The organism is Streptococcus mitis, from assembly GCF_009496205.1.
In the GTDB taxonomy this organism is placed as follows: domain Bacteria; phylum Bacillota; class Bacilli; order Lactobacillales; family Streptococcaceae; genus Streptococcus; species Streptococcus mitis_BN.
The window spans coordinates 1-23621 of sequence record NZ_WIJO01000002.1 but is presented as its reverse complement, the minus strand read 5'-3'; the positions used below and the strand labels follow the sequence as shown (position 1 = coordinate 23621).

The 23621-nt window shown below is 41.1% G+C and carries 27 protein-coding genes; all 27 read right to left on the bottom strand.

All coding sequences use genetic code 11. From position 1 onward, the window contains the following. Positions 1-42: 42 nt before the first annotated feature. A complete protein-coding gene (gene rpoZ, locus GEZ85_RS00600; RefSeq protein WP_000979235.1) occupies positions 43-357 on the bottom strand; it encodes a DNA-directed RNA polymerase subunit omega in 315 nt (104 codons plus the stop codon). A 24-nt stretch (positions 358-381) separates the two neighbouring features. After that, positions 382-1008: a guanylate kinase gene (gene gmk, locus GEZ85_RS00595; RefSeq protein WP_000775041.1), complete on the bottom strand. Its 627-nt coding sequence runs from the start codon at positions 1006-1008 to the stop codon at positions 382-384. A gap of 129 nt (positions 1009-1137) precedes the next feature. Next, on the bottom strand, positions 1138-2751 hold the full coding sequence (locus GEZ85_RS00590) for a ribonuclease Y (protein ID WP_153208847.1): 1614 nt from the start codon (positions 2749-2751) through the stop codon (positions 1138-1140). A gap of 255 nt (positions 2752-3006) precedes the next feature. After that, positions 3007-3606 (bottom strand): response regulator transcription factor, encoded by a 600-nt coding sequence (locus GEZ85_RS00585; RefSeq protein WP_153208845.1) that lies wholly within the window; start codon positions 3604-3606, stop codon positions 3007-3009. A 1-nt stretch (position 3607) separates the two neighbouring features. Further along, a complete protein-coding gene (locus GEZ85_RS00580) occupies positions 3608-4705 on the bottom strand; it encodes a sensor histidine kinase (protein ID WP_153208844.1) in 1098 nt (365 codons plus the stop codon). Further along, positions 4705-5442, bottom strand: a complete 738-nt coding sequence (locus GEZ85_RS00575) for an ABC transporter permease (protein WP_153208842.1) — start codon at positions 5440-5442, stop codon at positions 4705-4707. Before GEZ85_RS00575 ends, GEZ85_RS00580 begins: the two co-directional genes overlap by 1 nt. A 1-nt stretch (position 5443) precedes the next feature. Then, positions 5444-6328 carry an ABC transporter ATP-binding protein gene (locus GEZ85_RS00570; RefSeq protein ID WP_153208840.1) on the bottom strand — a complete coding sequence of 295 codons (885 nt, stop codon included), beginning with the start codon at positions 6326-6328 and terminating at the stop codon, positions 5444-5446. Beyond that, positions 6315-6509 (bottom strand): hypothetical protein, encoded by a 195-nt coding sequence (locus GEZ85_RS00565; protein WP_153208838.1) that lies wholly within the window; start codon positions 6507-6509, stop codon positions 6315-6317. The genes GEZ85_RS00570 and GEZ85_RS00565 overlap by 14 nt, the downstream gene beginning before the upstream one ends. Then, entirely contained in the window at positions 6506-6712 is a 207-nt protein-coding gene (locus GEZ85_RS00560) for a hypothetical protein (protein ID WP_194251492.1), read from the bottom strand. Before GEZ85_RS00560 ends, GEZ85_RS00565 begins: the two co-directional genes overlap by 4 nt. A gap of 124 nt (positions 6713-6836) precedes the next feature. Then, positions 6837-8504 carry a DAK2 domain-containing protein gene (locus tag GEZ85_RS00555; protein ID WP_261016326.1) on the bottom strand — a complete coding sequence of 556 codons (1668 nt, stop codon included), beginning with the start codon at positions 8502-8504 and terminating at the stop codon, positions 6837-6839. A 2-nt stretch (positions 8505-8506) separates the two neighbouring features. After that, positions 8507-8872 (bottom strand): Asp23/Gls24 family envelope stress response protein, encoded by a 366-nt coding sequence (locus tag GEZ85_RS00550; protein WP_000216437.1) that lies wholly within the window; start codon positions 8870-8872, stop codon positions 8507-8509. Positions 8873-9027: 155 nt separating this feature from the next. Beyond that, the gene (gene rpmB / locus GEZ85_RS00545) at positions 9028-9216 is read right to left on the bottom strand and encodes a 50S ribosomal protein L28 (protein ID WP_001140948.1); all 189 of its coding nucleotides are present in this window, start codon (positions 9214-9216) and stop codon (positions 9028-9030) included. Between the two features lie 105 nt (positions 9217-9321). Continuing rightward, on the bottom strand, positions 9322-9996 hold the full coding sequence (locus tag GEZ85_RS00540) for a LiaF transmembrane domain-containing protein (protein WP_153208836.1): 675 nt from the start codon (positions 9994-9996) through the stop codon (positions 9322-9324). A 4-nt stretch (positions 9997-10000) separates the two neighbouring features. Continuing rightward, on the bottom strand, positions 10001-10447 hold the full coding sequence (locus GEZ85_RS00535; RefSeq protein ID WP_153208834.1) for a LytTR family DNA-binding domain-containing protein: 447 nt from the start codon (positions 10445-10447) through the stop codon (positions 10001-10003). Between the two features lie 113 nt (positions 10448-10560). Further along, positions 10561-11064: a phosphatase PAP2 family protein gene (locus GEZ85_RS00530; RefSeq protein WP_194250686.1), complete on the bottom strand. Its 504-nt coding sequence runs from the start codon at positions 11062-11064 to the stop codon at positions 10561-10563. Positions 11065-11159: 95 nt separating this feature from the next. Continuing rightward, positions 11160-12920 (bottom strand): ABC transporter ATP-binding protein, encoded by a 1761-nt coding sequence (locus tag GEZ85_RS00525; RefSeq protein WP_153208832.1) that lies wholly within the window; start codon positions 12918-12920, stop codon positions 11160-11162. Continuing rightward, the gene (locus tag GEZ85_RS00520) at positions 12910-14679 is read right to left on the bottom strand and encodes an ABC transporter ATP-binding protein (RefSeq protein ID WP_153208830.1); all 1770 of its coding nucleotides are present in this window, start codon (positions 14677-14679) and stop codon (positions 12910-12912) included. The genes GEZ85_RS00525 and GEZ85_RS00520 overlap by 11 nt, the downstream gene beginning before the upstream one ends. Beyond that, complete coding sequence (locus GEZ85_RS00515) at positions 14654-15124, bottom strand: MarR family winged helix-turn-helix transcriptional regulator (RefSeq protein WP_024057606.1); 471 nt, start codon at positions 15122-15124, stop codon at positions 14654-14656. Before GEZ85_RS00515 ends, GEZ85_RS00520 begins: the two co-directional genes overlap by 26 nt. Positions 15125-15300: 176 nt before the next feature. Continuing rightward, a complete protein-coding gene (locus GEZ85_RS00510) occupies positions 15301-16017 on the bottom strand; it encodes a YebC/PmpR family DNA-binding transcriptional regulator (RefSeq protein WP_000532882.1) in 717 nt (238 codons plus the stop codon). 96 nt (positions 16018-16113) lie between these two features. Then, positions 16114-17484 (bottom strand): MATE family efflux transporter, encoded by a 1371-nt coding sequence (locus tag GEZ85_RS00505; RefSeq protein ID WP_153208828.1) that lies wholly within the window; start codon positions 17482-17484, stop codon positions 16114-16116. Between the two features lie 115 nt (positions 17485-17599). Beyond that, complete coding sequence (recA, locus tag GEZ85_RS00500) at positions 17600-18766, bottom strand: recombinase RecA (protein ID WP_084953511.1); 1167 nt, start codon at positions 18764-18766, stop codon at positions 17600-17602. A gap of 54 nt (positions 18767-18820) precedes the next feature. Further along, positions 18821-20077 carry a competence/damage-inducible protein A gene (locus tag GEZ85_RS00495; RefSeq protein WP_153208826.1) on the bottom strand — a complete coding sequence of 419 codons (1257 nt, stop codon included), beginning with the start codon at positions 20075-20077 and terminating at the stop codon, positions 18821-18823. Positions 20078-20165: 88 nt separating this feature from the next. Beyond that, on the bottom strand, positions 20166-21218 hold the full coding sequence (gene lytR, locus GEZ85_RS00490; RefSeq protein WP_153208824.1) for a glycopolymer--peptidoglycan transferase LytR: 1053 nt from the start codon (positions 21216-21218) through the stop codon (positions 20166-20168). A 7-nt stretch (positions 21219-21225) separates the two neighbouring features. Further along, on the bottom strand, positions 21226-21744 hold the full coding sequence (locus tag GEZ85_RS00485) for a GNAT family N-acetyltransferase (RefSeq protein ID WP_153208822.1): 519 nt from the start codon (positions 21742-21744) through the stop codon (positions 21226-21228). Continuing rightward, positions 21734-22177, bottom strand: a complete 444-nt coding sequence (gene tsaE, locus GEZ85_RS00480; RefSeq protein WP_153208820.1) for a tRNA (adenosine(37)-N6)-threonylcarbamoyltransferase complex ATPase subunit type 1 TsaE — start codon at positions 22175-22177, stop codon at positions 21734-21736. Before tsaE ends, GEZ85_RS00485 begins: the two co-directional genes overlap by 11 nt. Before the next feature lie 95 nt (positions 22178-22272). After that, a complete protein-coding gene (locus GEZ85_RS00475) occupies positions 22273-22905 on the bottom strand; it encodes a competence protein (RefSeq protein ID WP_228112183.1) in 633 nt (210 codons plus the stop codon). 138 nt (positions 22906-23043) lie between these two features. Then, positions 23044-23457 (bottom strand): nucleoside-diphosphate kinase, encoded by a 414-nt coding sequence (gene ndk / locus GEZ85_RS00470; protein ID WP_153208818.1) that lies wholly within the window; start codon positions 23455-23457, stop codon positions 23044-23046. Positions 23458-23621 lie beyond the last annotated feature (164 nt).

Genomic DNA, 23621 nt, shown 5'->3' with positions numbered 1-23621 from the left:
ACATTCTTGCAATAGAAAAAATAAGATTGAGTCCCCCCAACCTTAAATTTTTTCACCATCTTCTTTTTCTTTAGCGATTTGCTCTTTGATTTTCTTTTCTTCTTCTTCTTTGCGACGTTTTTCTTCTTCGATACGGCGACGCACTGCTTCACGTTTTCCTTCTGGATCTGGGTGAATTGTTACGTTTCCTGATTCGATTTCTTCTAAAGCGCGAAGAGTTGATTTTTCAGACTTGAAACCTTGAGTTGCTGGCGCACCTGCTTCCAATTCGTGGGCACGTTTTGCTTCCAAGATTACGAGTGAATATTTTGATGGAACCTTGTCGAGCAAGGTATCAATAGAGGGTTTTAACATCATTTTCTTGTACCTATTTTCTAAATTTTATCGGGTAGTTGGAGATTTTGGTAACATCTCCTGATAGTGACCAATGACACGATCCACACGGAAGTGTTCTGCTTCGATCACGCGTTTGACACGCTCAGCAGCTAGGGGCACCTGATCGTTGACAATCGCATAATCATACTCACGCATAAGGGCAATTTCTTCCTTGGCCTTTTCGATTCGTTGGGCAATCACTTCTGCACTATCTGTTCCACGACCTACCAAGCGATCTTGCAATTCATCCAAATCTGGTGGTGTCAGGAAGATAAAGACAGCATCTGGAACCTTTTTCTTAACCTGAAGAGCACCTTGAACCTCAATTTCAAGGAAAACATCGATTCCCTTGTCCAAGGTTTCATTGACATAGGTCAGAGGAGTTCCATAGTAGTTGCCGACATATTCTGCGTATTCCAACATCTGTCCTTGACGAATCAGCTCTTCAAACTCTTCACGAGTACGGAAGAAATAGTCAACACCATCCACTTCTCCAGGACGTTGTGCGCGTGTCGTCATAGATACAGAGTATTGAAATTGGTTTTCAGAACTCTCAAAAATCTCTCTTCTAACCGTTCCTTTTCCAACCCCTGAAGGACCAGAAAAAACGATTAGTAAGCCTCGGTCTGCCATTGTGTCTCCTTTTAGTCAGTCTGTGAAATAACATTTCTCTAGAATAATGGCAAAAAGCCAGATTATCCTTTACAGTCTTTCTATCTAGTGTAACAAAAAAGCAGTAATTTTTCAACTGCTCTTTCTTATTTATTTAGCATAATCTACTGCACGAAGCTCACGAATCACGGTTACCTTGATATTTCCTGGGTAATCGAGATTGTTTTCAATTTTCTCACGAACTTTGTGAGCCAAGATTGTGACTTTGTCGTCCTTGATTTGTCCTGGATTGACCATGATGCGGATTTCACGTCCTGCTTGAAGGGCAAAGCTAGTTTGCACTCCCTCAAAGCCGTTAGCAATTTCTTCCAAATCATGAAGACGCTTGATGTAGCTTTCAAGAGACTCACTACGAGCACCTGGACGGGCTGCGCTCAAGGCATCTGCCGCAGCGACGATCACTGCAATGACACTTTCTGCTTCGACATCGCCGTGGTGGCTAGCAATCGTATTGACCACAACTGGGTGTTCCTTATACTTACGAGCCAATTCCATACCGATTTCAACGTGGCTACCCTCAACCTCGCGGTCAATAGCTTTCCCGATATCGTGAAGGAATCCAGCACGACGGGCAAGAGCCGCATTTTCACCAAGTTCGCTGGCCATGATACCAGCCAATTTAGCAACCTCAATCGAATGGCGCAAGACATTTTGTCCATAAGAAGTACGGAACTGCAAACGTCCCATAATCTTCATCAAGTCAGGGTGAAGGTTTGGCGCACCAATCTCATAGGCAGCTGCCTCACCGTATTCACGGATCTTATTGTCAATCTCTTGACGGTTTTTCTCAACCAACTCCTCGATACGAGCTGGGTGGATACGACCATCTTTGAGCAACATTCCCATAGTCATACGGGCAATCTCACGACGAATCGGGTCAAAACCTGACAAGGTTACCACTTCTGGTGTATCGTCGATAATCACATCAACCCCTGTCAAACTTTCAAAGGTACGAATGTTACGACCTTCACGACCAATAATGCGTCCCTTCATAGTATCATCTGGCAGATGAACTGTTGAGTTTGTTGACTCCGCTACATATTCACCAGCGATACGTTGCATAGCTTGAACCAAAATGTCCTTGGCCATTTTGTCAGAACGTTCCTTGACCTCTTGCTCAGCTTCGCGAATACGGCTGGCAATCTCCTTGGTCAAGTTTTCCTCTGTCTGAGCCAAGATAATATCTCGTGCTTCTGCCTGAGACAGGGCACCAATACGCTCTAACTCTGCTTCTTTTTGTCTTTCGACTTCCTCTAATTGCTCTTCACGCGCATCAAGGTTTTTCGCTCTATCAGAAATACTTTGTTCTTTTTGTTCAAGTGTTTGTTCTTTACTCGTCAAATTGTCGTCCTTACGGTCAAGACTAGTAGCTCTCTCTGTCAAACGACTTTCGATTTGTTTGAGTTCTTGACGTTCTGATTTGAATTCAGCGTCCACTTCTTCACGGTATTTTCTGGCTTCTTCTTTGGCCTCCAATAGTGCTTCTTTTTTAAGAGACTTGCTTTCACGTTTAGCTTCATTAACAAGTAAATCTGCTTCACGCTCAGCTTGTCCACGTAAATTAGTTGCTTCTTGTTCAGCATTTAAAAGCATCAACTCCGCAGCTTCCTGAGATGATTTCATCTTAGCTGAGATGCTGACATATCCAATGACTAAACCAATGATGACGGCAAAAACAGCAATCGCAAGCGACATGATCTCCATGTTTTTACCTCATTTTATTGTTATTCCGAATGACATACATTCTTTTACATTCTACCATAAAAAAGTGATTTTCACAAACCTAAAATAGAATATGTTTTGAGGAATTTAGCGGAATTTAGCAATTTTATCTCCGTGGTACCACCTTAGACTAAACCAAAAGGAGGAATAAATCCCTCCTAAAGTTAGGTATTGTTTCATTCAATCCCATCCCATCCCATCAATTTTAGCACATAATGTTCAAAAAATATTATATCATCACAACCAACCAGATTCTTTCGCAATATTAGCTGCCTCTGTTCGATTAGCAGCATCTAGTTTCGAAAGAATATTGGTGACATAATTTCGGACGGTTCCGTTTGATAAATAAAGTTGATCTGCAATTTCTTGGTTAGACAAGCCTTGAGCAATTCCCTTTAAAACGGCGATTTCTTGCTCTGTTAACGGGTTAGGATGCGTCATCACCACTTCCATCAATTCAGGCGAATATTCCTTACGTCCTTCGAGGACAGTGTGCAAGGTTTGCATGAGGTCTGCAATGCTTCTTTCTTTTAAGACATAAGCATCCACTCCAGCCTTGACCGCACGTTCAAAATATCCGGGGCGCTTGAAGGTCGTCACCACAACTACCTTTGTTTCTAGCATTTCTGCTCGTATCCACTCCAAGACTTCGAGACCTGTCTTAACAGGCATTTCTACGTCAAGAATGGCGATATCTACGGACTCCTTTCCTAAGAGTTGAATTGCTTCTTGCCCATTCTTTACTTGTAAGACAGACTCTACATCTGCTTGAAAGGCAAGCAACTGGCACATAGCATCTCGCAACATACTTTGATCTTCTGCAACAAGTAGTTTCATCTTAGTTTCTCTCCTTATAAGGTAGTCGAACCTGCACTTCAGTCGGATGTTTCTGACTGATTACTCTTACTTCTCCTGAAAATGGAAGAACACGATCTCGAACTGTATGGAGGTCATCCCCCTTTATATAAGTAAAGCCACAGCCATCATCTCTCACTGTTAGAATGAGTTCTTTCTCTGTCCGTTCTAATTTCAAGTAGACTTTAGACGCTTTAGCATGTTTGATGATGTTGGTCACTAATTCAAGCAAAATCATGGAAGCCGTTGACTCCAATTCCTGAGTTAAGCTAGCTGTATCTAGTTGATTAGCTATTTCCACCTCAATTCCAGCAATTTCTAACATCTTTTTCACAGTCTCTAGTTCGGATGTCAAAGTTCTAGACTTAAGATTTTCCACAATGGTTCGCACTTCACGCATTGATTCTTTGCTAATTTGCTGTATTTCTTTTAATTCCTTTTCCACCTGTGGATAAGCCTGTATTTGAAATAACTGCAAGGCTAGATCAGTTTTAACACTAAGCATAGCAAAGGTATGCCCCAGACTATCATGCAAATCCTGACCGATACGACTACGTTCATTTTCAGCAAGCAATAGATTTATCTGGGCATTTTGCTTAGCCTGCGCTTCTTTCAAATCCTCCACAATCCGAATCCGAACCAATCCAAAAGTCATTAAATCGACAAAAGTAAGAATTACAAGTAGATAGAATAGAAACTCAACTTCGATTCTCTGAAAAATCAACAGTTGGCCCACAACAAGGACTTGAGCAAGAAGAAAAGTCCAGACATGTACAGACTTTAAACCACCTACGTTGAAATGATAACTTAAGAGATTGGATAGGAAAAAGAAAAACCAGATATAATTAACAGCAACAAAGGCAGTATTCCCAACTACATAAGTCAGCATGAGGCCCCAATATAGCCAAGATAGGCGCTGGCTCTTAGTTGTTAAAACACCCAAATACGCCACTACAAATAGAATATCAATCAATAAATGCCAGGCAGAAAGCCATCCAGCCACTACAGGTAGGATGGGGAAAATCATAAAAATTAAACTGGCCCAAAACATATAATGTATGCTTTTCAGTCTTTCAAGCATTAAGCATTCTCCTTATGACCTTGAAGATAAATGGTCAAACCAAACAAAACTACTGAAAAAACAAGTAAATAAACTGTGGCTGATAGATTGATGCCACCCTCGTTTAAGAAGGTCTTGACCAACTCCATCAACTGATAGCTTGGTAAAGACTTACCAACTGCTTGCATCCAGTCTGGAAATAAAGAGATGGGCATCCAGAGTCCGCCTAAAACAGCCAAGCCTAGATAAAGAAGATTACCCACGACAGACATCAGCTGACTAGTTGGTAACAGCGTCAAAGTCAAACCGAGAGCTACAAAGGCAACACTTCCTACTATCAGCAAGAGCGCCGCTCCAATCCAATTTCCAAGAGACATATCCACACCTCTTACAAAATGCCCAACTGAGAAAACCACCAAGATTGAAACCAAATAATCAACCAGCATACTTGTTATCTTTGATAGATAATATTCTACCATATTTACAGGGCTATGACGTAATGTTTTCTGCCAGTTGTTTATCTTATCGGTATGTAAAACAACTGGGAATGAAAACATAGCAGTCGACATCATGGAAAAAGCCGTCATGGAGATGAGGTAATCACGCATAAAATTAGCTGGCCCACCTGGTGTGTCCTGATACATGCCTGAAAAGAATAAATAGAAGGCCGTCGGCATCCCTACTGACAATAGATAAGTTACTAATTGTCGTTTGGTCAATAGAAATTCTATCTTGTTTAGTGCGATCCATCGTTTCATCTTAGTCATCTCCCTTTTGTGTTTCTTCAAAGATTGTATCCAGCAAACTGCGATTATTGACTTCAATTTCTTGAATCCTACATCCTGCTCTGACTAACAGTTCCCAGAAAGCATCCGCTTCACGTGTGACTACTTGCAGGGCATCTTGTTTTAGGACCCAGTTTTCAACCAAGTTTGACTGCTCTACGACTTCCTTGTAAGCTATAGGAAGGATAAAATGCTTTTCTATTTCCTCGCTACGCATAGCTAGAGGTGTCGTATCTCGAATCAACTCTCCCTTATTTAAGAGCAAAATGCGGTCTGCGGTGTGTTCCACTTCCTCAATATAATGGGACGAATAGAGAATGGTGACTCCCTGCGCTTTTAGGTCCTGAACAATTTCCCAAAAACGTTGACGGGTAGAGGTATCCATAGCCGATGTAGGCTCATCCAAAAAGACAAGCTTTGGTCGCCCAATTAAGGTCAAGATAAAAGAGAAAAGACGCTTTTGTCCACCTGATAATTTTTCTGCGAATTGCTCTTTTTGTTGCTTGTCAAACTGCAATAGTTGATCAATTTCCTGCTCACTCAAAGGATTTGGATAAATACTTTGAAAGAAAGCAATCAACTCTTTAACCTTCAATTTCTGTACAATCACATTTTCTTGAGGGAGGTAAGCCCTAGTATAGTCTAACTTAGAACTCGTCACTGGTAAATCTTGAATAGATACTTGACCGCTTGTGACCAGTTTATCTCCAAGCAAACAATCTAAGAGTGTTGTCTTCCCAGCACCATTGGGCCCAATCAAGGCGACGCATTCACCTTCAGCTACCTCAAAGGAAATATCCTTCAAAATAGCTTTACCCTTGATGTTTTTATTTAGGCTTTCTACCTTAATCATGTTCATGATATTCTCCTTTCAACCACTCCATTCCCATAGGGAAAATGACGAAAATCATAAATCCAAAACCCCAAGCACCACGAATAAATTGGCGAAGCAAGGTTTGGTCAAACCAACCAGTAAACATTTCCACTAACCATACCAAGAGTGACAGGCCGATAAAGAGATAGATGATTGCTTTTTTCATTCCTCAAACTCCTTTTTCACATCTGAGACTAATTTCAAACCTTCTCTGACAAGCCAAGACATCATTCCAAAGCCAGCAAAGAGCTCCCAAGGAAAATGATAGAAACCCTCGTCCAATCCTGAAAACATGAGATAGGTCATAACTCCTGCTGCTACTAAACTCACTGCGACAATCATTTTATTTTTCATTTCTTCTTCCTCCATTTCATACTTCAATTATAGTCCTTTGAAGTTAGCGGAGCTAGAAGCTTCTGTCACTAAGAAATATGACAAATGTCATAAAAAAAGAAAGTTGCAAAATCAACTTTCTTTTTAATCTATTAAATTTTTATTCCACACTAAATAGGTATGGGTAAACTGGTTGTTGGCCTTGGTGGATTTCGACTTCAACGTCTTCGAATTCTTCTGCGATTTCTTGGGCAATTTCATTGGCAAGTTCTTCGCTTCCGTCTTCACCGACATAGAAGGTTACGATTTCACTGTCTTCATCCAACATATGTTTCAATGTTTCTGTCAAGGTTTGGTGCATGTCAGGGTTTGACACGAGGATTTTCCCATCCACCATACCAAGATTATCGTTTTCATGGATTTCTAAGCCATCAATGGTTGTATCACGAACGGCTGTTGTGACGCTTCCACTAATGACATCGCTAAGAGCAGCAGTCATACGCTCTTGGTTTTCTTCGATGGACTTGCTTGGATCAAAGGCGAGAAGACTTGTCAAACCTTGTGGCAAAGTACGAGCTTCCACCACTACTGCTGGTTGCTCCAAAACTTCTGCTGCAGATTGAGCTGCCATGAAGATGTTCTTGTTGTTTGGTAGGAAGATAATGTTACGAGCATTGACCTGTTCAACAGCCTTGATAAAGTCTTCTGTTGAAGGGTTCATGGTTTGACCGCCTTCGATAACATAATCCACACCTTGAGAACGGAAGATATCTGCTAAACCTTTACCAGCCACCACAGCAATCAAAGCATATTCTTTTTCTTCAGCTGGTTTGCTAACTTGAGCAGCTTCTTTCTCAACCTGTGCTTCGTGTTGGTTACGCATATTGTCAACTTTTACCTTGACCAAGCTACCATATTTAAGACCTTCTTGCATAACAAGTCCTGGATCTTCTGTATGGACATGAACTTTGACAATTTCATCATCGTTAACAACGAGGAGAGAATCCCCAAGCTCATTCAAGTAGTTACGGAATTCGTCGTAGTCAAAATCTTTGGCATAGGTTGGACCTTGCTTAAGAGCTACCATGATTTCAGTACAGTAACCAAAGGTGATGTCCTCAGTCGCTACGTGACCAGCTACAGACTTATGATGCTCTGCATTGATCATTTCACTCATGTTGGCCGGAGTCGCTACAAAGTCCTCAGATGCGATATATTCACCAGTAAGTGCTGAAAGGAAACCTTCATAGATGAAGACCAGTCCTTGACCACCTGAATCCACAACGCCAACTTCTTTCAATACTGGAAGCATGTCTGGTGTTTTAGCTAGAGCTGTTTTAGCACCTTCCAAGGCTGCGCGCATGACTTCAACAGCGTCATCTGTTTGCTCAGCTTTTTTCTTAGCACCGATAGCAGCCCCACGAGAAACTGTCAAAATCGTTCCTTCAACTGGTTTCATAACTGCCTTATAGGCAACTTCTACACCCGATTGGAAGGCAAGAGCCAAGTCTTGACCTGTTAACTCGTCTTTATCCTTGATAGCTTGTGAAAATCCACGGAAAAGCTGAGACGTAATAACGCCTGAGTTTCCACGCGCACCCATCAAAAGACCTTTGGCAAGAATGCTCGCTACCTCGCCAACTGTAGAAGCTGGCTTGTCTGCAACTTCTTTAGCTCCATTTTCAATGGTCATTCCCATATTTGTACCAGTATCTCCATCTGGAACTGGAAAGACGTTTAATGAATTGACATATTCAGCTTGCTTATTCAAGCGAGTTGATGCCGCCTGCACCATTTCTTGAAATAAGCTAGTAGTAATTTTTGACACGGTTATTCTCCTACAACTTTGATATTTTGAATGTAGACATTTACAGTCTGAGCAGTAATTCCAAGTTGGTTTTCCAAACTAAAACGAACACGCTCTTGAATGTTTTTTGACACTTCGCTAATCTTTGTTCCGTAGCTCAACACGGTATATACATCAACTGCAATACTGCCATCTTCGGCCGCTTTTACGACGACACCTTTGGAATAATTTTCCTTACCTAGAAGGGCTTGGAAATTATCTTTGAGGGCATTTTTACTAGCCATACCGACCACACCAAAAATCTCAGTTGCTGCTCCACCTACGACGGTTGCAATCACTTCATCTGTTAGTTCGATTTGACCATCTTTTGTATTAATTTTTACAGTCATCCTTTTTACCTCAACTAGTTGATACTCTATTTTATCATATTTCAGCCCAAGTGTAAAAGCAGAATACTGTATCAGCGGATATTTACTCTATTTTTCAAATGATTTTATATCTACAGTAAAAGAAAAAAGACCCTAAGGTCTCCTCACTTTTATTATTAAACGCGTTCAACTTTACCTGATTTCAAAGCACGAGCTGAAGCCCAAACTTTTTTAGGTTTACCATCGATAAGAACAGTAACTTTTTGAAGGTTTGGTTTTACGGCACGTTTTGTTTGGTTCATCGCGTGTGAACGGTTGTTTCCTGATACAGTCTTACGACCTGTAAAGTAACATACTTTAGCCATTGTGTTTTCCTCCTATTAGATCTAATATAGCGGATGTGCTAGCACCACATACTGTACTATGTTATCACACTTTCTTCATTTTTGCAAGGGAATTGGAAGATTTTTTTATTTAACGTAGACAATTTCCAACTTCCCAAAGGCCACATCTCCACGGATAATCAAGGTTTTGCTGGTTGGCGCTAGAGGAGTATCTGCCTTGGCTACGCCACAGAAAGTTTCTACCTTTAAATCAACTCCCCAATGTTTAGGAACATAGATAACTGCATTCCCAAAACCGACTTCCACTTTCAGAGTTGCGCTATCTCCTAAAATCTCTGCATTGTCATAATAGATTTTGGCATTTCCAAATCCGACCTCAAACTCATCTTCTACCAATTCTTGGTCTTGCTTGTAAAATGTACCCGCCCCAAAAGCAACTTCCTTATCTGTCAGAATGGTCTTTTCACCGTCATACCACCATTTTTTCCCATTCCAAGTTCTGTTAGAATGAGTGAGTGCGCTGACACCCATTACGATTAAAATACTTGCCCAGAACAATGACTGATTAGGAATTGGTAAAATGCCATAAAAGTGGTTAGCAATCATTAAGGCTACTAGAGCTGTAAAAGAGGCTGAAGTTAAGTGACGACGCAACAAAGCTCCAACTGATTGATAGGCAAAAAATCCAATACCAAGCAAGGGCCAAATTTGCCCACCGAATGAAGGGATTCCAAAATTTCCTTGTAATAATATTAAAGCTGCCAATACTAGCAACACAATACCAAATGCTTTCTTTTTCATGTTCTTACCTCATGTTTCTTAGATTTTCTTTTAGGAGGGATTGGTAATGCCGTGAGACATGAACCTCCTTATGGGTCTGATAAAAGGAAATAGTTCCTGTCCCTGAAAAGGACTTGTCAACCGAGTAAACTTGCCGAATATTAGCAATGGTCGACTTGGATACTCGACTGAAATAACGAGGAAGGATAGACTCTAACTCATAGAGTTTAAGCCGAACCTCGTATGCATCTTTCTGGGTATGAGCGTAAATCTTGCTACCTTCCGTCTCAAAGAAGAGAATTTCCGATAAGTCCAGATAATATTCACCTGTTCCCTTGTAAAAAATCAACCGAGGAGACTTGGACTCTTGCAAGATCCGCTGTAAATCCGCAATCTCATCTGTCAAAGACGCTGCCTTGATGACAATTTCAGTTTCCTCTAAATTGCTGTCAATTTCAATTCGTAACTTCATTCCATCTCCTTTCTGACTCTACTATATCAAAGCTAAAATAAGAAAACAAGAGCAAAAAAGCAAGTGGTTACTTTAGACTCGTAAGTGGTTGTAAGGTTACCTTAACTTACAGGTCAAAATAGAAAGAAAATCACACCCCACACAAGAGCACAAATATAGCCAACCACTACATCCTTGGGATAATGCACGCCACCTAAGACTCTCACTAGACCTAGGAAGGCTGATAATGTCAAACAAATCATCCCCATAGTTAGACTAGCATGCAAGCAAGCCATGGAGATAATGGTTGCTGAAAAGACATGACGACTGGGCATAGACTGACCAGGACTATCTCTATCAAGCAAAGGTTTAATAGTCCATTCCTCATAAGGCCTAGGAGCATTGATTTTCTTGCGAAGAAAGGACAAAATCACAAAACCTGATGCAGGAATAAACAAATAGATTCCGACCTGTGTCCCAAGTCCTTGTTGGAGATAGGTAGTTGCTAACAAGGTTAGATAAATCATAGGCATAACTACTGTCATGAACCGATTGAAAGTTCTTAACAAGCTCAGAAGAAAGGGCTTATTTCCAATGTTACCAGCGATGTGGTCATACCATTCTTGATAATTTTTCATATATTTTCTCATCACTTACTCAAATTTTGCTTATAGGGAAGCACTCGTCTTCTAGTATAGTGCAGAAAAAGAAGGCCGTCAAGCCTTCTTTCGATTTATTCTTCTGCTTCGTCTTCTGTAAATTGACTGTTGTAGAGGTCAGCGTAGAAACCAGCTTGCGCCATTAGCTCATCATGATTGCCTTGCTCGATGATATTGCCATCTTTCATGACAAGAATCAGATCAGCATTTCGGATAGTAGACAAGCGGTGGGCGATGACAAAGGAAGTTCTTCCCTCCATCAATCGGTCCATGGCTTTCTGGATCAATTCCTCTGTACGGGTATCAACCGAAGAGGTCGCCTCATCCAAAATCAAGAGTGGCGCATCTTTCAGCAAAGCACGAGCAATGGTCAAGAGCTGTTTTTGTCCGACAGACAAGGTCACTGTATCATCTAAGACGGTATCGTAACCATCTGGTAGGGTCATGATAAAGTGGTGAATCCCTACAGCCTTGCTGGCTTCAATCACGCGCTCATCACTAATACCTGTTTGGTTATAGATAAGATTGTCGCGAATAGTCCCTTCAAAGAGCCAAGTGTCCTGCAAAACCATTGAAAAGGCAGCGTGTACTTCCGAACGCTTCATCTCCTTGGTATCCACGCCATCAATGCGGATACTTCCCTCATCAATCTCATAGAACTTCATCAAAAGATTGACAATAGTTGTCTTACCAGCTCCTGTCGGTCCGACAATCGCGACCTTTTGACCTGCATGAGCTGTCGCAGAAAAGTCATGGATGATGGTTCGCTCTGGTGTGTAACCAAAGGAAACTCGATCAAAGACTACTTGACCTTTCATGTCGCTCAGTTGTCTTTCTTTATAAGATTCATCTTCCATTTCCTCTTCAGCTAGAAATTCGAAGACACGTCCCATGGCTGCGCTAGCCTGCTGAAGACTGGTAATCCCTTGAGCGATTTGTGAAAGGGGCTGAGAAAAGATACGCACGTAGGCCATAAAGGCAACGATAATCCCGATACTAATCTGCCCATTTAAGGCCAAGGCTGCACCGACGATAATCACTAAGGCATAGCTAAAGTTCCCAATGAACATCATGATCGGCATCATAATCCCTGAAATAAACTGAGATTTCCAGATACTGTTATACAGACGATGGTTTAATGTCGCAAATTCTTCTTTTGTGCTCTCGATAGCATTGTAACTGGTCACCACATTATGGCCAGAGTACATTTCCTCCACATAGCCATTGACAGCCGCCAAATCCTGTTGCTGACTCTTAAAGAATCCCTGCGATTTGCCCATAAAGACGGACACAAAAGCAAAACCGATAAGAGTTGAAGCAACCGTCACCAAGGCTAAAATCCAGTTCATCCCAAACATGGTTACCAAGACTGCCACGACCAGTAAAGTGGATGAAAGAACTGTTCCCAGACTTTGATTGAGGGATTGGGCTGCAGTGTCAACGTCATTAGTCACACGAGACAAGGTATCCCCTTGAGAATGTCCATCAAAATACCCCAATGGAAGACGATTAATTTTCTCTGCAATCGCTCTTCTCAAACGCTCTGAAAAACGTTGAATGGCTGTTGTAAACAGAAAGGTTTGCAAATAATTTGATAGAAGTCCAATCACATAGATAACGGCCAAAAAACCACCAATAGCTGCAACCGCAGCGACATCCACACTTGTTTCTAGACCACTGGCAATGATATTGGTCATTTCCTTGATACGAGTTGGCCCATAAACAGTAATGATATTGGATAGGATTGTTGCTAAAAAGGCGATTAGAAGGGCAAACTGGAGACCTGCAAGATAGGGTTTACTCTGTTTCCAGAGAGACATTCTTTTATTTTCCATGTTCCAATTCCTCCTTCGATAATTGTGAATAGGCAATTTCTTGGTAAACTTCGTTGGTAGCTAGAAGCTCCTTGTGGGTGCCTTGTCCCACTACTTTTCCTTGATCCAAGACCAAAATCAAATCTGCGTCCATAATGGTTGAAATACGCTGTGCGACAATAAGCTTGGTCATAGATTTTGTTTTCTCTGCTAGCTCTTGGCGTAGGACACGGTCTGTCTTGTAATCCAAGGCTGAGAAGGAGTCATCAAAGATGAGGATTTCTGGCTTCCGAGCCAAGGCACGCGCAATGGCCAGACGCTGTCTTTGTCCACCTGAGAAGTTGGTGCCTCCTTGGGCTACTTCTGACTCTAAGCCCGCTTCCTTGTCTTCGATAAAGTTCTTAGACTGGGCCAATTCCAAGGCTTGCCACATGGCTTGTTCACTAAGCGGTGTTTCTTGGCTGCGTCCAAAGTCTAGATTGTCCTTGACATCACCTGAAAAGAGTACAGCTTTTTGTGGAATATAGCCAACCTTATTGCGTAAATCTTCCAAACCGTAGTCTTGAACATTGACACCATCCACTAGAATTTCTCCTGCTGATACGTCATAGAAACGTGGAATCAGATTGACTAGAGTTGATTTACCAGAACCCGTTGAGCCGATAAAGGCCACTGTTTGGCCAGCTTCTGCTCTAAAGCTAACATGCTCAATAACTGCCTCCGAATTTGCCGCATAGCGGAAAGTCACATCCTTAAATTCGACCTGACCTTTGAGGTTTTCATCAGCCAACTGCACTTGAGCAGGATTTTGGATAGAAGAATGCAAATCTAGAACCTGATTAATCCGCTTGGCAGAGACCATAGTTCGAGGAAGAACGATGAAGAGCGCCCCCATGAGAAGGAAGCCCATAACAACCTGCATGGCATAAGACATGAAAACAACCATGTCACTAAAGAGAGGCAGACGCGCTGTCGGAGCAGCATCATTGATCACATAGGCCCCAATCCAGTAAATCGCCACACTCAAACCACTTGAAATCCCCATCATAATGGGATTCAAAATAGCCATAAGACGGTTGACAAACAAATTCAAGCGTGTCAGCTCATCATTTGCTGCTACAAATTTTTCATCTTGGTACTTTTCAGCATTGTAGGCGCGAACGACACGAATACCTGTTAAACTCTCACGAGTGATACTGTTCAGTTTATCTGTCAACCCCTGAATCAAGGACTGTTTTGGAAAGGCTAGCGTCATCAAAGCAGTCGTCATCAGGACGTTGACAATCACTGCCACAAGTACGGCCCAGAGCCAGTATTCCGAATGACCTAAAATCTTCCCAATAGCCCAGATAGCCATAATTGGACCACGTGTTACCACTTGCAAGCCCATGGTAATCAACATTTGAACTTGAGTAATGTCATTGGTGGTACGAGTTAAAAGACTGGGAATAGAGAATTTCTTAATCTCTGTCTGCGAGTAATCCAAAACTCGGTTAAAAATATCACTTCTCAGCCTACTAGTATAAGAAGCCGCCACTCGGGATGCAAAAAATCCAACTGCAACTACAGACAAGAAGGCAAGAAAGGACATTCCCACCATCATGCTTGCCGGCTGCCACAACTCATCTAAATTAGTTCCTTGACTACCTAGCAAATCCGTAATTTTCGAGATATAAGTTGGCACTTCCAACTCTAGATAGACCGAAAAGCATGTAAAGAGAATGGCTAGTAAAATCATCCCCCATTCTTTTCTACTAATTCTTTTGGCTAATTTCTTCATTCTCTTCTCCTATTCCCTTGATATTTTCCTGTAGTTGACCGAGAACTTTCTCAAAAATCAGTAATTCATCTTCATCAATGCCTTCCATCAACTGCTTGTCTATGCGTTCAAAAAAAGCCTTAACCTGCTTCATTTGAGAACGCGATTTGTCTGTCAGACGAACAAACTTAGCCCGCTTATCGCTAGGACTCGCCTCCAATTCCACCAAACCATTTTGTACCATACGCTTGACCAAATTACTAGCAACAGACTTGGTAATATTGAGTTCCTGCTCGATATCTTTAATCAAGACCAAGTCTTGGTTTTTCTCACGATTATCCAAAAAACGCACAACCTGACCTTGAGGCCCACCCATAAATTCAATACCACAACGTTTGGCTTCCTTTTGCACCATGAGGTGAATCTGATGACCAAAACGCTTAAAGACTAACATCGGTTTATCCATACTAACTCCTTTCTAACCATTGCATTTAGTTCTCCTAGGAACTAAATAAGTTTTCATGAGAACTATTTTACCACTTTGAAAAGAGATGTCAATAAAAAGTTTCCTAGAGAACTATTTTCTTGATTCAAAAAATCCCAAGTGATTTTTTCACTTAGGATCATGTTCTATAGGTTAAATTAGAATCCATCTACGTTTGTGTAGATCTTTTGTACGTCTTCGTCGTCTTCAAGAACGCTGTAAAGTTTTTCAAAGGTTTCAAGATCATCGCCTGACAATTCCACTTCTGACTGAGGAATCATTTCCAATTCAGTAACTTGGAATTCTTCGATACCTGACTCACGAAGGGCAACGATAGCCTTATGAAGGTCAGTTGGAGCTGTGTAAACTGTGATTGTCCCTTCTTCTGCTTCTACATCATCCACATCCACATCTGCTTCTAGCAATTGCTCAAAGACCGCGTCCGCATCTTCACCTGCAAATACGATAACTCCCTTGTTGTCAAAGAGGTATGAAACTGAACCTGAAGCGCCCATGTTTCCGCCATTTTTACCAAAGGCTGCACGGACATTAGCCGCTGTACGGTTAACGTTTGAAGTCAAAGTATCAACAATCAGCATAGAACCATTTGGTCCAAAACCTTCGTAACGTCCTTCTGTAAAGGTTTCGTCTGTGTTCCCTTTAGCCTTGTCCAAAGCTTTATCGATAACGTGTTTTGGCACTTGAGCTTGTTTAGCACGGTCGATAACGAATTTCAAAGCTGAGTTTGATTCTGGATCTGGATCACCTTTTTTAGCTGCTACATAGATTTCTACACCAAATTTTGCATATACTTTAGAGTTAGCTCCATCTTTAGCCGTTTTCTTGGCTACGATATTGGCCCATTTACGTCCCATTAGGAATCTCCTTTTTTCACATTTTAATCTTTCTTATTATAACACAAGTTTTTTCGATTTTCACTAGAGGAAATGGATTTTATTCAGTAAATACAACTAGGATAGCACTTTAGTTGCTAAAATTTCCTTGCCTTCTTTTATCAAGGGGTGACGAAACAGTGAGAAATACAGTTGAATGGTCATGGCAACCCAGATTAAGGGTTCGCAAAGAATAACTCCTCTATAGCCTGCCCAAGGGATAATCATGACCACAAAAGCAATTTTACCGATTAGTTCGATAAAACTAGATACCAGAGGAAGGACTTTTTGCCCCAAGCCCTGCAAACAATTGCGATAAATCAACAAGAGACTCAAAATAGGATAAAAGGCTGAACTGATTTGCAAGTACAGACTACCATTTTCTACCAAATAGCTATCCGTCGAACTAGCCAAGAAGGAAACCAAGGCTGGACTGGCAAAAAAGAGGAAGACACAAACAAAAATTGCCCAGGACATACTTAAACGACTGCCGATTCGAAGACCTTGAACAATGCGGTCTGGTCGCTTAGCTCCTAGATTCTGAGAAGCAAAGGTCGTCATTGATGCAGAAATAGCGGTCATAGGAAGAAGGGCGAAGGCCATAATGCGTCGAGCTGCCGTCTGGGCACTAATAATCACTGCTCCAAAAGTATTGACAGAAGACTGTAAAATCACACTGCCGATAGATACAATTGAACTCATCAAGCCCATAGCCAAACCTTGCTCCAAGAGGTCAGCGTATAAGACCTTGTCCCATTTGAAATGCTTAAACTGAGGCAAAAGTTCTGGCACACTTTTACGAATATAATAAAAGCAGAGAACCGCTGATAAGCCTTGCGAAATGATGGTGGCAAGGCCCGCGGATTGAACTCCAAGATGCAATTGTGTAATAAAATAGAGATCCAGAACCACATTGACCAAGGCAGAGAAAATTAGAAATCCAAGCGCTGCTAGACTGTCCCCAATGGAACGCAACAAGCCTGCAAAAAGATTATAGGCAAAGCTGACACCGACACAGGTCACAATCATAGAAATATATTGATAAGATTGAGGAAGGATTTCTGCAGGAGTATCTAAATATTGCAAGAGTGGATACAGACCGACAAATCCCAGCAGCATAACTACAATACTCAAAAGAGCACCTAAAATCCAGGTGGCTGCTACTGCCTCCTTGATTTTAGTGAAATTCCGAGCTCCATAATAACGGGCAATGACAATTCCCATGCCATTGCCAACACCAAGAGTAAAACCTACAATCAGATCAAAAATCGCTGTCGTGGCTCCTACTGCAGCCAAGGATTCTTGACCAAGAAATCTTCCAACAATCAAGACATCAGCAGTATTATAGAGCTGTTGAAAAATATTTGATAGCAAGATTGGGAAGGCGAAGCTTAAGAGCGAGGGAAGAATCGGACCATGTATCAGGTCCACTGTTCGTTTTTTATTCATAAGGCTATTATATCAGCTTTCGAAAGGAGCGACAAGAAACAGCAAACTATAGATGATCTAAAAACTTGAATCAAAAACCAAAAAAGCAGCGGATGTTCTCCACTACTTTAACAGCTTATTCTTCAATTTCGATTTCAAGTTCGTCGCCTAGGTCAAGTGTCACTTCTTCATTCACAGAATCTGCTTGAACTACGTCATCTTTTTTAGTTTCAACACCTTCTACAGAAGCTTCTTCTCCATCAATCAAACCAAATTGAACACGGACTTGATGGTCAATTTCATCAAAGATTTCTGGATTATCTGCCAAGTATTTCTTAGCATTTTCAGAACCTTGCCCGATTTTCTCATCCTTGTAAGAGTACCAAGCTCCTGCTTTTTTGATGATATCCAAATCGCTTGCAATCTTCAAAAGCTCACCTGTCTTAGAAATCCCTTCTCCGTACATGATTTCAACGAAGGCTTCCTTAAATGGCGGAGCCACCTTGTTTTTCACGACCTTAATCTTGGTTTCCTTACCGACATTGGTATCTTTTTGGTCACCAGTACCCTTGATTTGCGTGCTTCCACGAACATCCAAACGCACTGAAGCATAGAATTTCAAGGCACGTCCACCAGGAGTTGTTTCTGGATTTCCAAACATGACCCCAACTTTTTCACGCAATTGGTTGATAAAGATGGCAATTGTTTTGGTTTTATTGATAGAAGCACCAAGTTTACGCATGGCCTGACTCATCATACGAGCCTGCAAACCAACGTGGCTATCTCCGATATCTCCATCAATTTCCGCACGAGGGACAAGGGCCGCAACTGAGTCGACTACGACAAGGTCCACAGCACCTGAGTCAATCAATTTTCCTGCAATTTCAAGACCTTGCTCTCCTGAGTCTGGTTGAGACAAGAGCAATTCGTCAATGTTGACACCAAGGGCCGCAGCATAAGCGGGATCAAGGGCATGTTCTGCATCGATAAAGGCTGCAATACCACCTTCTTTTTGAGCTTGTGCAACTGCATGAAGGGCAACTGTTGTCTTACCAGATGACTCTGGTCCATAAATTTCAATGATACGTCCCTTAGGATAACCACCTGAACCAAGGGCAATGTCAAGAGCCAAGGAACCTGAGCTCATCACCTGCACCTTTTGCTCGGCACGTTCACCCAAACGCATGATTGATCCCTTACCAAAGTCTTTCTCAATCAATTTAAGAGCGTCATTCAAGGCTTTTTCACGTTCTGCCCCGAATTTTTTTGAAATTTCATCTAATTTTTTTGGTTTTTTCGCCATTCTATTCTCCTACATTCTAATGGTCCTCAGACCTATCTACTATTATATCAAAAGTTAGTCACTTAATAAAGCCTTGCGAACTAGGTTAAAGGCATGCATAACTGCAATGTGACGTACATCTGCTCGACTTCTGCCTCCAATATTAACCTTGATGACCTCAGTTCCATGCTCTTGAGCCAAGCCTATGAAGACTGTCCCAGCTGGATGTCCTTCTAGGCTATCTGGTCCTGCCACTCCAGTCAAACTAAGGCCAAAATCAGACTTAGTCTTGATTCGTGCTTGCTCAGCCATCTTCTGAGCTGTAAATTCAGACACCACACCATGTTCTTCCAAATCCTTGACAGGAATATCCAACATCTTTGATTTTTCCTCCAGGCTATAGGTTACAAAACCACCCTTAAATATACTTGAAGCTCCTGAAAAATCTGCCACAGTAGCTTGGAAAAGCCCTGCCGTTAAACTCTCTGCAGCCGTGATGGTTTTCCCTTGTTTTTTCAGTTCTTCTACCACAATGCTGGCCAAACTGGACTCTTCCCCATAACCATAACAAAGGTCTCGTAAAGAAATTCCTTCGAAAGTCTGGCGGTCCAAGATTTGATTTTCCAAGATATCCAGCGCTTGATTCGCCTCTTCTTGGCTGCTAGCTTTTGTTGACAGACGCAGAGTAACTTCTCCTGTCTTGGCATAAGGGGCCAAGGTCGGATCTGTTTGATTATCAATCAAATCAGACAAAATCGTAACCAACTGACTTTCACCAATCCCAAAGAAACGAAGAACTCGGGAATATAGCTTACTCCCTGTCATCAACTTAGGTAGAAGTTGGTTTAAAACCATGGGTTTTAATTCACTTGGTGGACCGGGAAGGACGACATAGGTCACTCCATCGACTTCCAATATTCCCCCCACAGCCAGTCCTGTTTCGTTGGGCAGCGGAGTCGCTCCTTCTACAATTTGAGCTTGTCTTTCGTTATTCGGTGTTCGGGCATAGTCTGGTCGCTGGGCAAAAAAGACATCCAACTTCTCCTGTGCCTGAGGATCGAAGACTAATGCTTTCCCTAAGAATTTAGCCAAAGTTTGTTTGGTCAAATCGTCCTCAGTTGGCCCCAAACCACCTGTTAAAATCACCAGATTGCTCCGTTGACTGGCAATTTCGAGCAAAGACAAGAGACGAGCTTCATTGTCTCCTACAGCCGTCTGAAAATATACGTCTACCCCAATCTCTGCTAGTTTTTCCGACAAAAACTGGGCATTGGTATTAACAATCTGTCCTGTCAAAATCTCTGTTCCAACAGCAATGATTTCTGCTTTCATGTTTCCTCCTACCTATCTATTCGTATTTTTTTGAAAAAATCGCAGGAAATTTCCCACGATTAATTTTTTATTTGTATTAAAAAACGAACTATTCTACTTCATTTGTTACAAAGACACCTTGTTGTTGATTATCCCCATTAGCAACAGGCACCCGTCCAAACAAATCTTCAAATAAGACAACATTTGTTTCAAGCTGAGTGACTTCTTCTTGCCCCAAAGAACGTCGCAATATATTCTGCATTTCCAACATATGCTCTCTAGAAACAATCTGGTAAGAAATGCCTTGCAACATCTCTCCCTCACCCTTCAACTGTTGTGATTCAATGGTTTTAAATGAATCTTTATAGCCCAACAAGCTTGGAATACTTTTTGCAGATAAATCAATGTTGGTTTGCATATTCGTACTTAGGGCTTTTAAAATAGATTGGTAGTGACTGACACTATTCAAACTAAGAACTTTTTCAACAACCTTTTGAATGACTTCACGCTGACGCTTCTGACGTCCGTAGTCTCCTTCTGGGTCTTGATAACGCATGCGGGAATAAACAAGCGCTTCTTCTCCATTTATTGTCTGTTCTCCAACACCGATAGAAATGGTATTAAATTCCTCTTGATCACTAATAGAAATTGGGAAGCCTAGCGTGTTGTTGACGGTTATGCCACCCACTGCATCTACCAATTGTTGCAATCCTTGCATATTAACCATAATGTAGCGATCGATATGGATATTCATCATCTTTTGAATGGTTGAAATAGCTAACTCTGCACCACCACCAGCATAGGCAGCGTTTAACTTCGCTTCTTCAATACTACCATCTTTATGTTGAATTTTAGTCAGGATATCACGCTCCAAACTCAACATCATGGTCTTTTTCGTGTGCGGATTAACTGTCAAAAGAATCATGGAATCACTATTTCCAGCCCATTGATCTGTACGCTCTACATTCCCAGTATCAACCCCCATCAAAAGAATCGTTAAGGGTTCAGTCGCCTCAATAACATTGGTTTCTTCTCCGATTTTTTTATAGGTTTTTGATAAGGTTTGTGTACCTTGCTGATAAATAGTATAAGCAAAAACACCCACACCCAAAACTGTCACAGCTAGAAAAGCTAGCACCATTCCAATAATTTTTTTAACCATATTTCTATTAATCTATCAGTCTACCCATCTGGTAAACGTCGATAAATCCCCCTTCTTCTATGTACGCACCGCGCTCTTGTCTACCTTCAATTACAAAGCCATATTTTTGATATAGATGAACTGCAGCCAGATTACGAGTTTGGACAGTTAGTTGAAGTCGACGAAGAATGCCACTAGCCTGCGCCCATTCTACGATTTCTTCAAGTAACAAACTTCCCAGTCCATTATTCCAATATTTCTTACCAATCACAATAAAGAGATCTCCAATATGACGAACTCTCTTGCGTTGATCAGCTGTGATATTTACAAGACCAGCAATTTCATCATTCAGCAAGGCAAGTAAAGTGATTTGATTTTCCGAGTGAGCCTGTTTATCCAAAAACAACTCCATCTCAGTATCTGTCATTAAAATGCCATTCCTGTCCAGACTGGTAAAATCTGTTTCTAAACTGACACGATTTAAAAATGTCACTAACTCAGCCACATCACCAGGTTCTGCTTCCCTAATGAGCAACTCATACTCCATGATGAAGCTCCTCTAAGAGTTTTTCTGCACGCAAGCCCTTTGCTTGGAAATGTAATCTGCGACCGTCTTCTTCTTTTAGAATTTCCAATTCTAAATAATTATCTGGCAAGGCATCACCTAAAAGATGTCCCCACTCGATGACAGTTACCCCACCACCAAAGAGAAACTCATCCAAATCAATAGAATCCGCATCTCCCTCAATACGATAAACATCTAGGTGGTAAAGCGGAAGACGACCTTCATACTCTCTTACGATAGTGTAGGTTGGACTCTTAATCATCTGGAAAATCTGTAACCCTTTAGCTAGACCTTTTGTAAAGGTCGTTTTGCCTGCTCCAAGTTCTCCAGTTAGAATTAAAACATCATTCTTTTCTAATAAGTAGCCCAAACGTTCACCTAAGGACTGTAACTCTTCTTCGTTTTTAGTGTACATATTTCTATTATACCAAAAAGTTGTCCTTTGTCGAGATATTATCTGTGAATTCCATATTATAAATTGTAAAACTAGAACTATCTCTTTTTTTGTTCTTAAAATAGAAACAGCAAGAAGACAACTAACAAGATATCTCTCATCAAATGACTGTAAAATGAAACTTCCCAGCGAATGACTTTTGGCACCAATAGTCCTAGAAATAGCATTCCCAAGGTAATATAAAAGGTCATGGATAATAGCATCCAAGGATTTCTGAGAAAGATTAGAATAGCTAGTCCACTAATAAAACACATTTCCTTCTTTCCCAAAATCTTTTTCAATCCATTTACATACTTCTGAATTGGTAGAAAAACTAACAAATCAATACCAAATAAGAAAAAGAAACTCGGAAGAAAGGCTTCCACAAATCCTTCTACGGATGTATTTCCTACAAGGATATGTTCTATGACAATTAAAGCTAAACCCAAAATGTTTACTAAGAGTAACAAAGTATACAAGAGTTGTTTCTTATCTGCTCTAAAAACTGAATAAGATTGATTTCGCTGTCCACTATAGTAGTTTAGCCCTGCACCAATACTGGCAAGGAGCAACATGCCAACTAAATAATAGAAGCAGTTTTGATTTAACATCAAGGCCCAAGTCGATAAACTTAAACAAGAACAGCTACTAAGACCAAAAAACGTCAGCAATAACAAAACACGAATTTGCTTTTTCATTTTTTCCATCATTCTTCCTCCCTACTTGCTCTTATTATAGGCTAGAAATTCTTACCATTGCTAAAATATTTCTCAACTGTCAGTTTTCTACTCTAAAATGCAAAAAAGTTTGATGCAAGTATCCCTTACATCAAACTTTTATTATTTCTCTTAAAACCAAAGAGCAATTTCTCGCTTAGCTGACTCTTCTGAATCTGAACCATGTACAACATTTTGGATAACCTCATTTTCTCCAGCAGCTTTTGCAAAATCACCTCGAATCGTTCCTGGTAAAGCTTCTTCTGGACGAGTTGCCCCCATCATAGTACGCCAAGTTTCGATTACTTTGGGGCCTGAAATGATACCCACAAGAACTGGGCCTGAAGTCATAAATTCACGAATCGGTGGGTAAAAACTTTGACCAACCAAGTCCTGATAGTGCTGGTCAATTAACTCTTCTGAAAGCTGTGAACGCAACTCCAATTTTTCGATTGTCAATCCACGTTGTTCGATACGTTTCAACACCTCACCCACTAATCCTCTTTTTACACCGTCTGGTTTAATGATAAAAAATGTTTGTTCCATACCCGTCTCCTTTGTCAGCTTCTTTCTTTTATTTGGTTCTATAATATTTGTAGTGGGTAAATCCCCTATGGATATTATGGAGCCTATTTTGTTGTAGAAAAAAAGTCCCATAAGATCTATAATGAAAAGCGACAAAACAACTCATTAGAAAGATTCATATGGAA

What these genes read in the sequence shown, in the direction of transcription:
- rpoZ (WP_000979235.1), bottom strand. Translation starts at nt 357, where the DNA reads ATGATGTTAAAACCCTCTATTGATACCTTGCTCGACAAGGTTCCATCA.
- gmk (WP_000775041.1), bottom strand. Translation starts at nt 1,008, where the DNA reads ATGGCAGACCGAGGCTTACTAATCGTTTTTTCTGGTCCTTCAGGGGTT.
- GEZ85_RS00590 (WP_153208847.1), bottom strand. Translation starts at nt 2,751, where the DNA reads ATGGAGATCATGTCGCTTGCGATTGCTGTTTTTGCCGTCATCATTGGT.
- GEZ85_RS00585 (WP_153208845.1), bottom strand. Translation starts at nt 3,606, where the DNA reads ATGAAACTACTTGTTGCAGAAGATCAAAGTATGTTGCGAGATGCTATG.
- GEZ85_RS00580 (WP_153208844.1), bottom strand. Translation starts at nt 4,705, where the DNA reads ATGCTTGAAAGACTGAAAAGCATACATTATATGTTTTGGGCCAGTTTA.
- GEZ85_RS00575 (WP_153208842.1), bottom strand. Translation starts at nt 5,442, where the DNA reads ATGAAACGATGGATCGCACTAAACAAGATAGAATTTCTATTGACCAAA.
- GEZ85_RS00570 (WP_153208840.1), bottom strand. Translation starts at nt 6,328, where the DNA reads ATGAACATGATTAAGGTAGAAAGCCTAAATAAAAACATCAAGGGTAAA.
- GEZ85_RS00565 (WP_153208838.1), bottom strand. Translation starts at nt 6,509, where the DNA reads ATGAAAAAAGCAATCATCTATCTCTTTATCGGCCTGTCACTCTTGGTA.
- GEZ85_RS00560 (WP_194251492.1), bottom strand. Translation starts at nt 6,712, where the DNA reads ATGGAGGAAGAAGAAATGAAAAATAAAATGATTGTCGCAGTGAGTTTA.
- GEZ85_RS00550 (WP_000216437.1), bottom strand. Translation starts at nt 8,872, where the DNA reads ATGACTGTAAAAATTAATACAAAAGATGGTCAAATCGAACTAACAGAT.
- rpmB (WP_001140948.1), bottom strand. Translation starts at nt 9,216, where the DNA reads ATGGCTAAAGTATGTTACTTTACAGGTCGTAAGACTGTATCAGGAAAC.
- GEZ85_RS00540 (WP_153208836.1), bottom strand. Translation starts at nt 9,996, where the DNA reads ATGAAAAAGAAAGCATTTGGTATTGTGTTGCTAGTATTGGCAGCTTTA.
- GEZ85_RS00535 (WP_153208834.1), bottom strand. Translation starts at nt 10,447, where the DNA reads ATGAAGTTACGAATTGAAATTGACAGCAATTTAGAGGAAACTGAAATT.
- GEZ85_RS00530 (WP_194250686.1), bottom strand. Translation starts at nt 11,064, where the DNA reads ATGAAAAATTATCAAGAATGGTATGACCACATCGCTGGTAACATTGGA.
- GEZ85_RS00525 (WP_153208832.1), bottom strand. Translation starts at nt 12,920, where the DNA reads ATGGAAAATAAAAGAATGTCTCTCTGGAAACAGAGTAAACCCTATCTT.
- GEZ85_RS00520 (WP_153208830.1), bottom strand. Translation starts at nt 14,679, where the DNA reads ATGAAGAAATTAGCCAAAAGAATTAGTAGAAAAGAATGGGGGATGATT.
- GEZ85_RS00515 (WP_024057606.1), bottom strand. Translation starts at nt 15,124, where the DNA reads ATGGATAAACCGATGTTAGTCTTTAAGCGTTTTGGTCATCAGATTCAC.
- GEZ85_RS00510 (WP_000532882.1), bottom strand. Translation starts at nt 16,017, where the DNA reads ATGGGACGTAAATGGGCCAATATCGTAGCCAAGAAAACGGCTAAAGAT.
- GEZ85_RS00505 (WP_153208828.1), bottom strand. Translation starts at nt 17,484, where the DNA reads ATGAATAAAAAACGAACAGTGGACCTGATACATGGTCCGATTCTTCCC.
- recA (WP_084953511.1), bottom strand. Translation starts at nt 18,766, where the DNA reads ATGGCGAAAAAACCAAAAAAATTAGATGAAATTTCAAAAAAATTCGGG.
- GEZ85_RS00495 (WP_153208826.1), bottom strand. Translation starts at nt 20,077, where the DNA reads ATGAAAGCAGAAATCATTGCTGTTGGAACAGAGATTTTGACAGGACAG.
- lytR (WP_153208824.1), bottom strand. Translation starts at nt 21,218, where the DNA reads ATGGTTAAAAAAATTATTGGAATGGTGCTAGCTTTTCTAGCTGTGACA.
- GEZ85_RS00485 (WP_153208822.1), bottom strand. Translation starts at nt 21,744, where the DNA reads ATGGAGTATGAGTTGCTCATTAGGGAAGCAGAACCTGGTGATGTGGCT.
- tsaE (WP_153208820.1), bottom strand. Translation starts at nt 22,177, where the DNA reads ATGTACACTAAAAACGAAGAAGAGTTACAGTCCTTAGGTGAACGTTTG.
- GEZ85_RS00475 (WP_228112183.1), bottom strand. Translation starts at nt 22,905, where the DNA reads ATGATGGAAAAAATGAAAAAGCAAATTCGTGTTTTGTTATTGCTGACG.
- ndk (WP_153208818.1), bottom strand. Translation starts at nt 23,457, where the DNA reads ATGGAACAAACATTTTTTATCATTAAACCAGACGGTGTAAAAAGAGGA.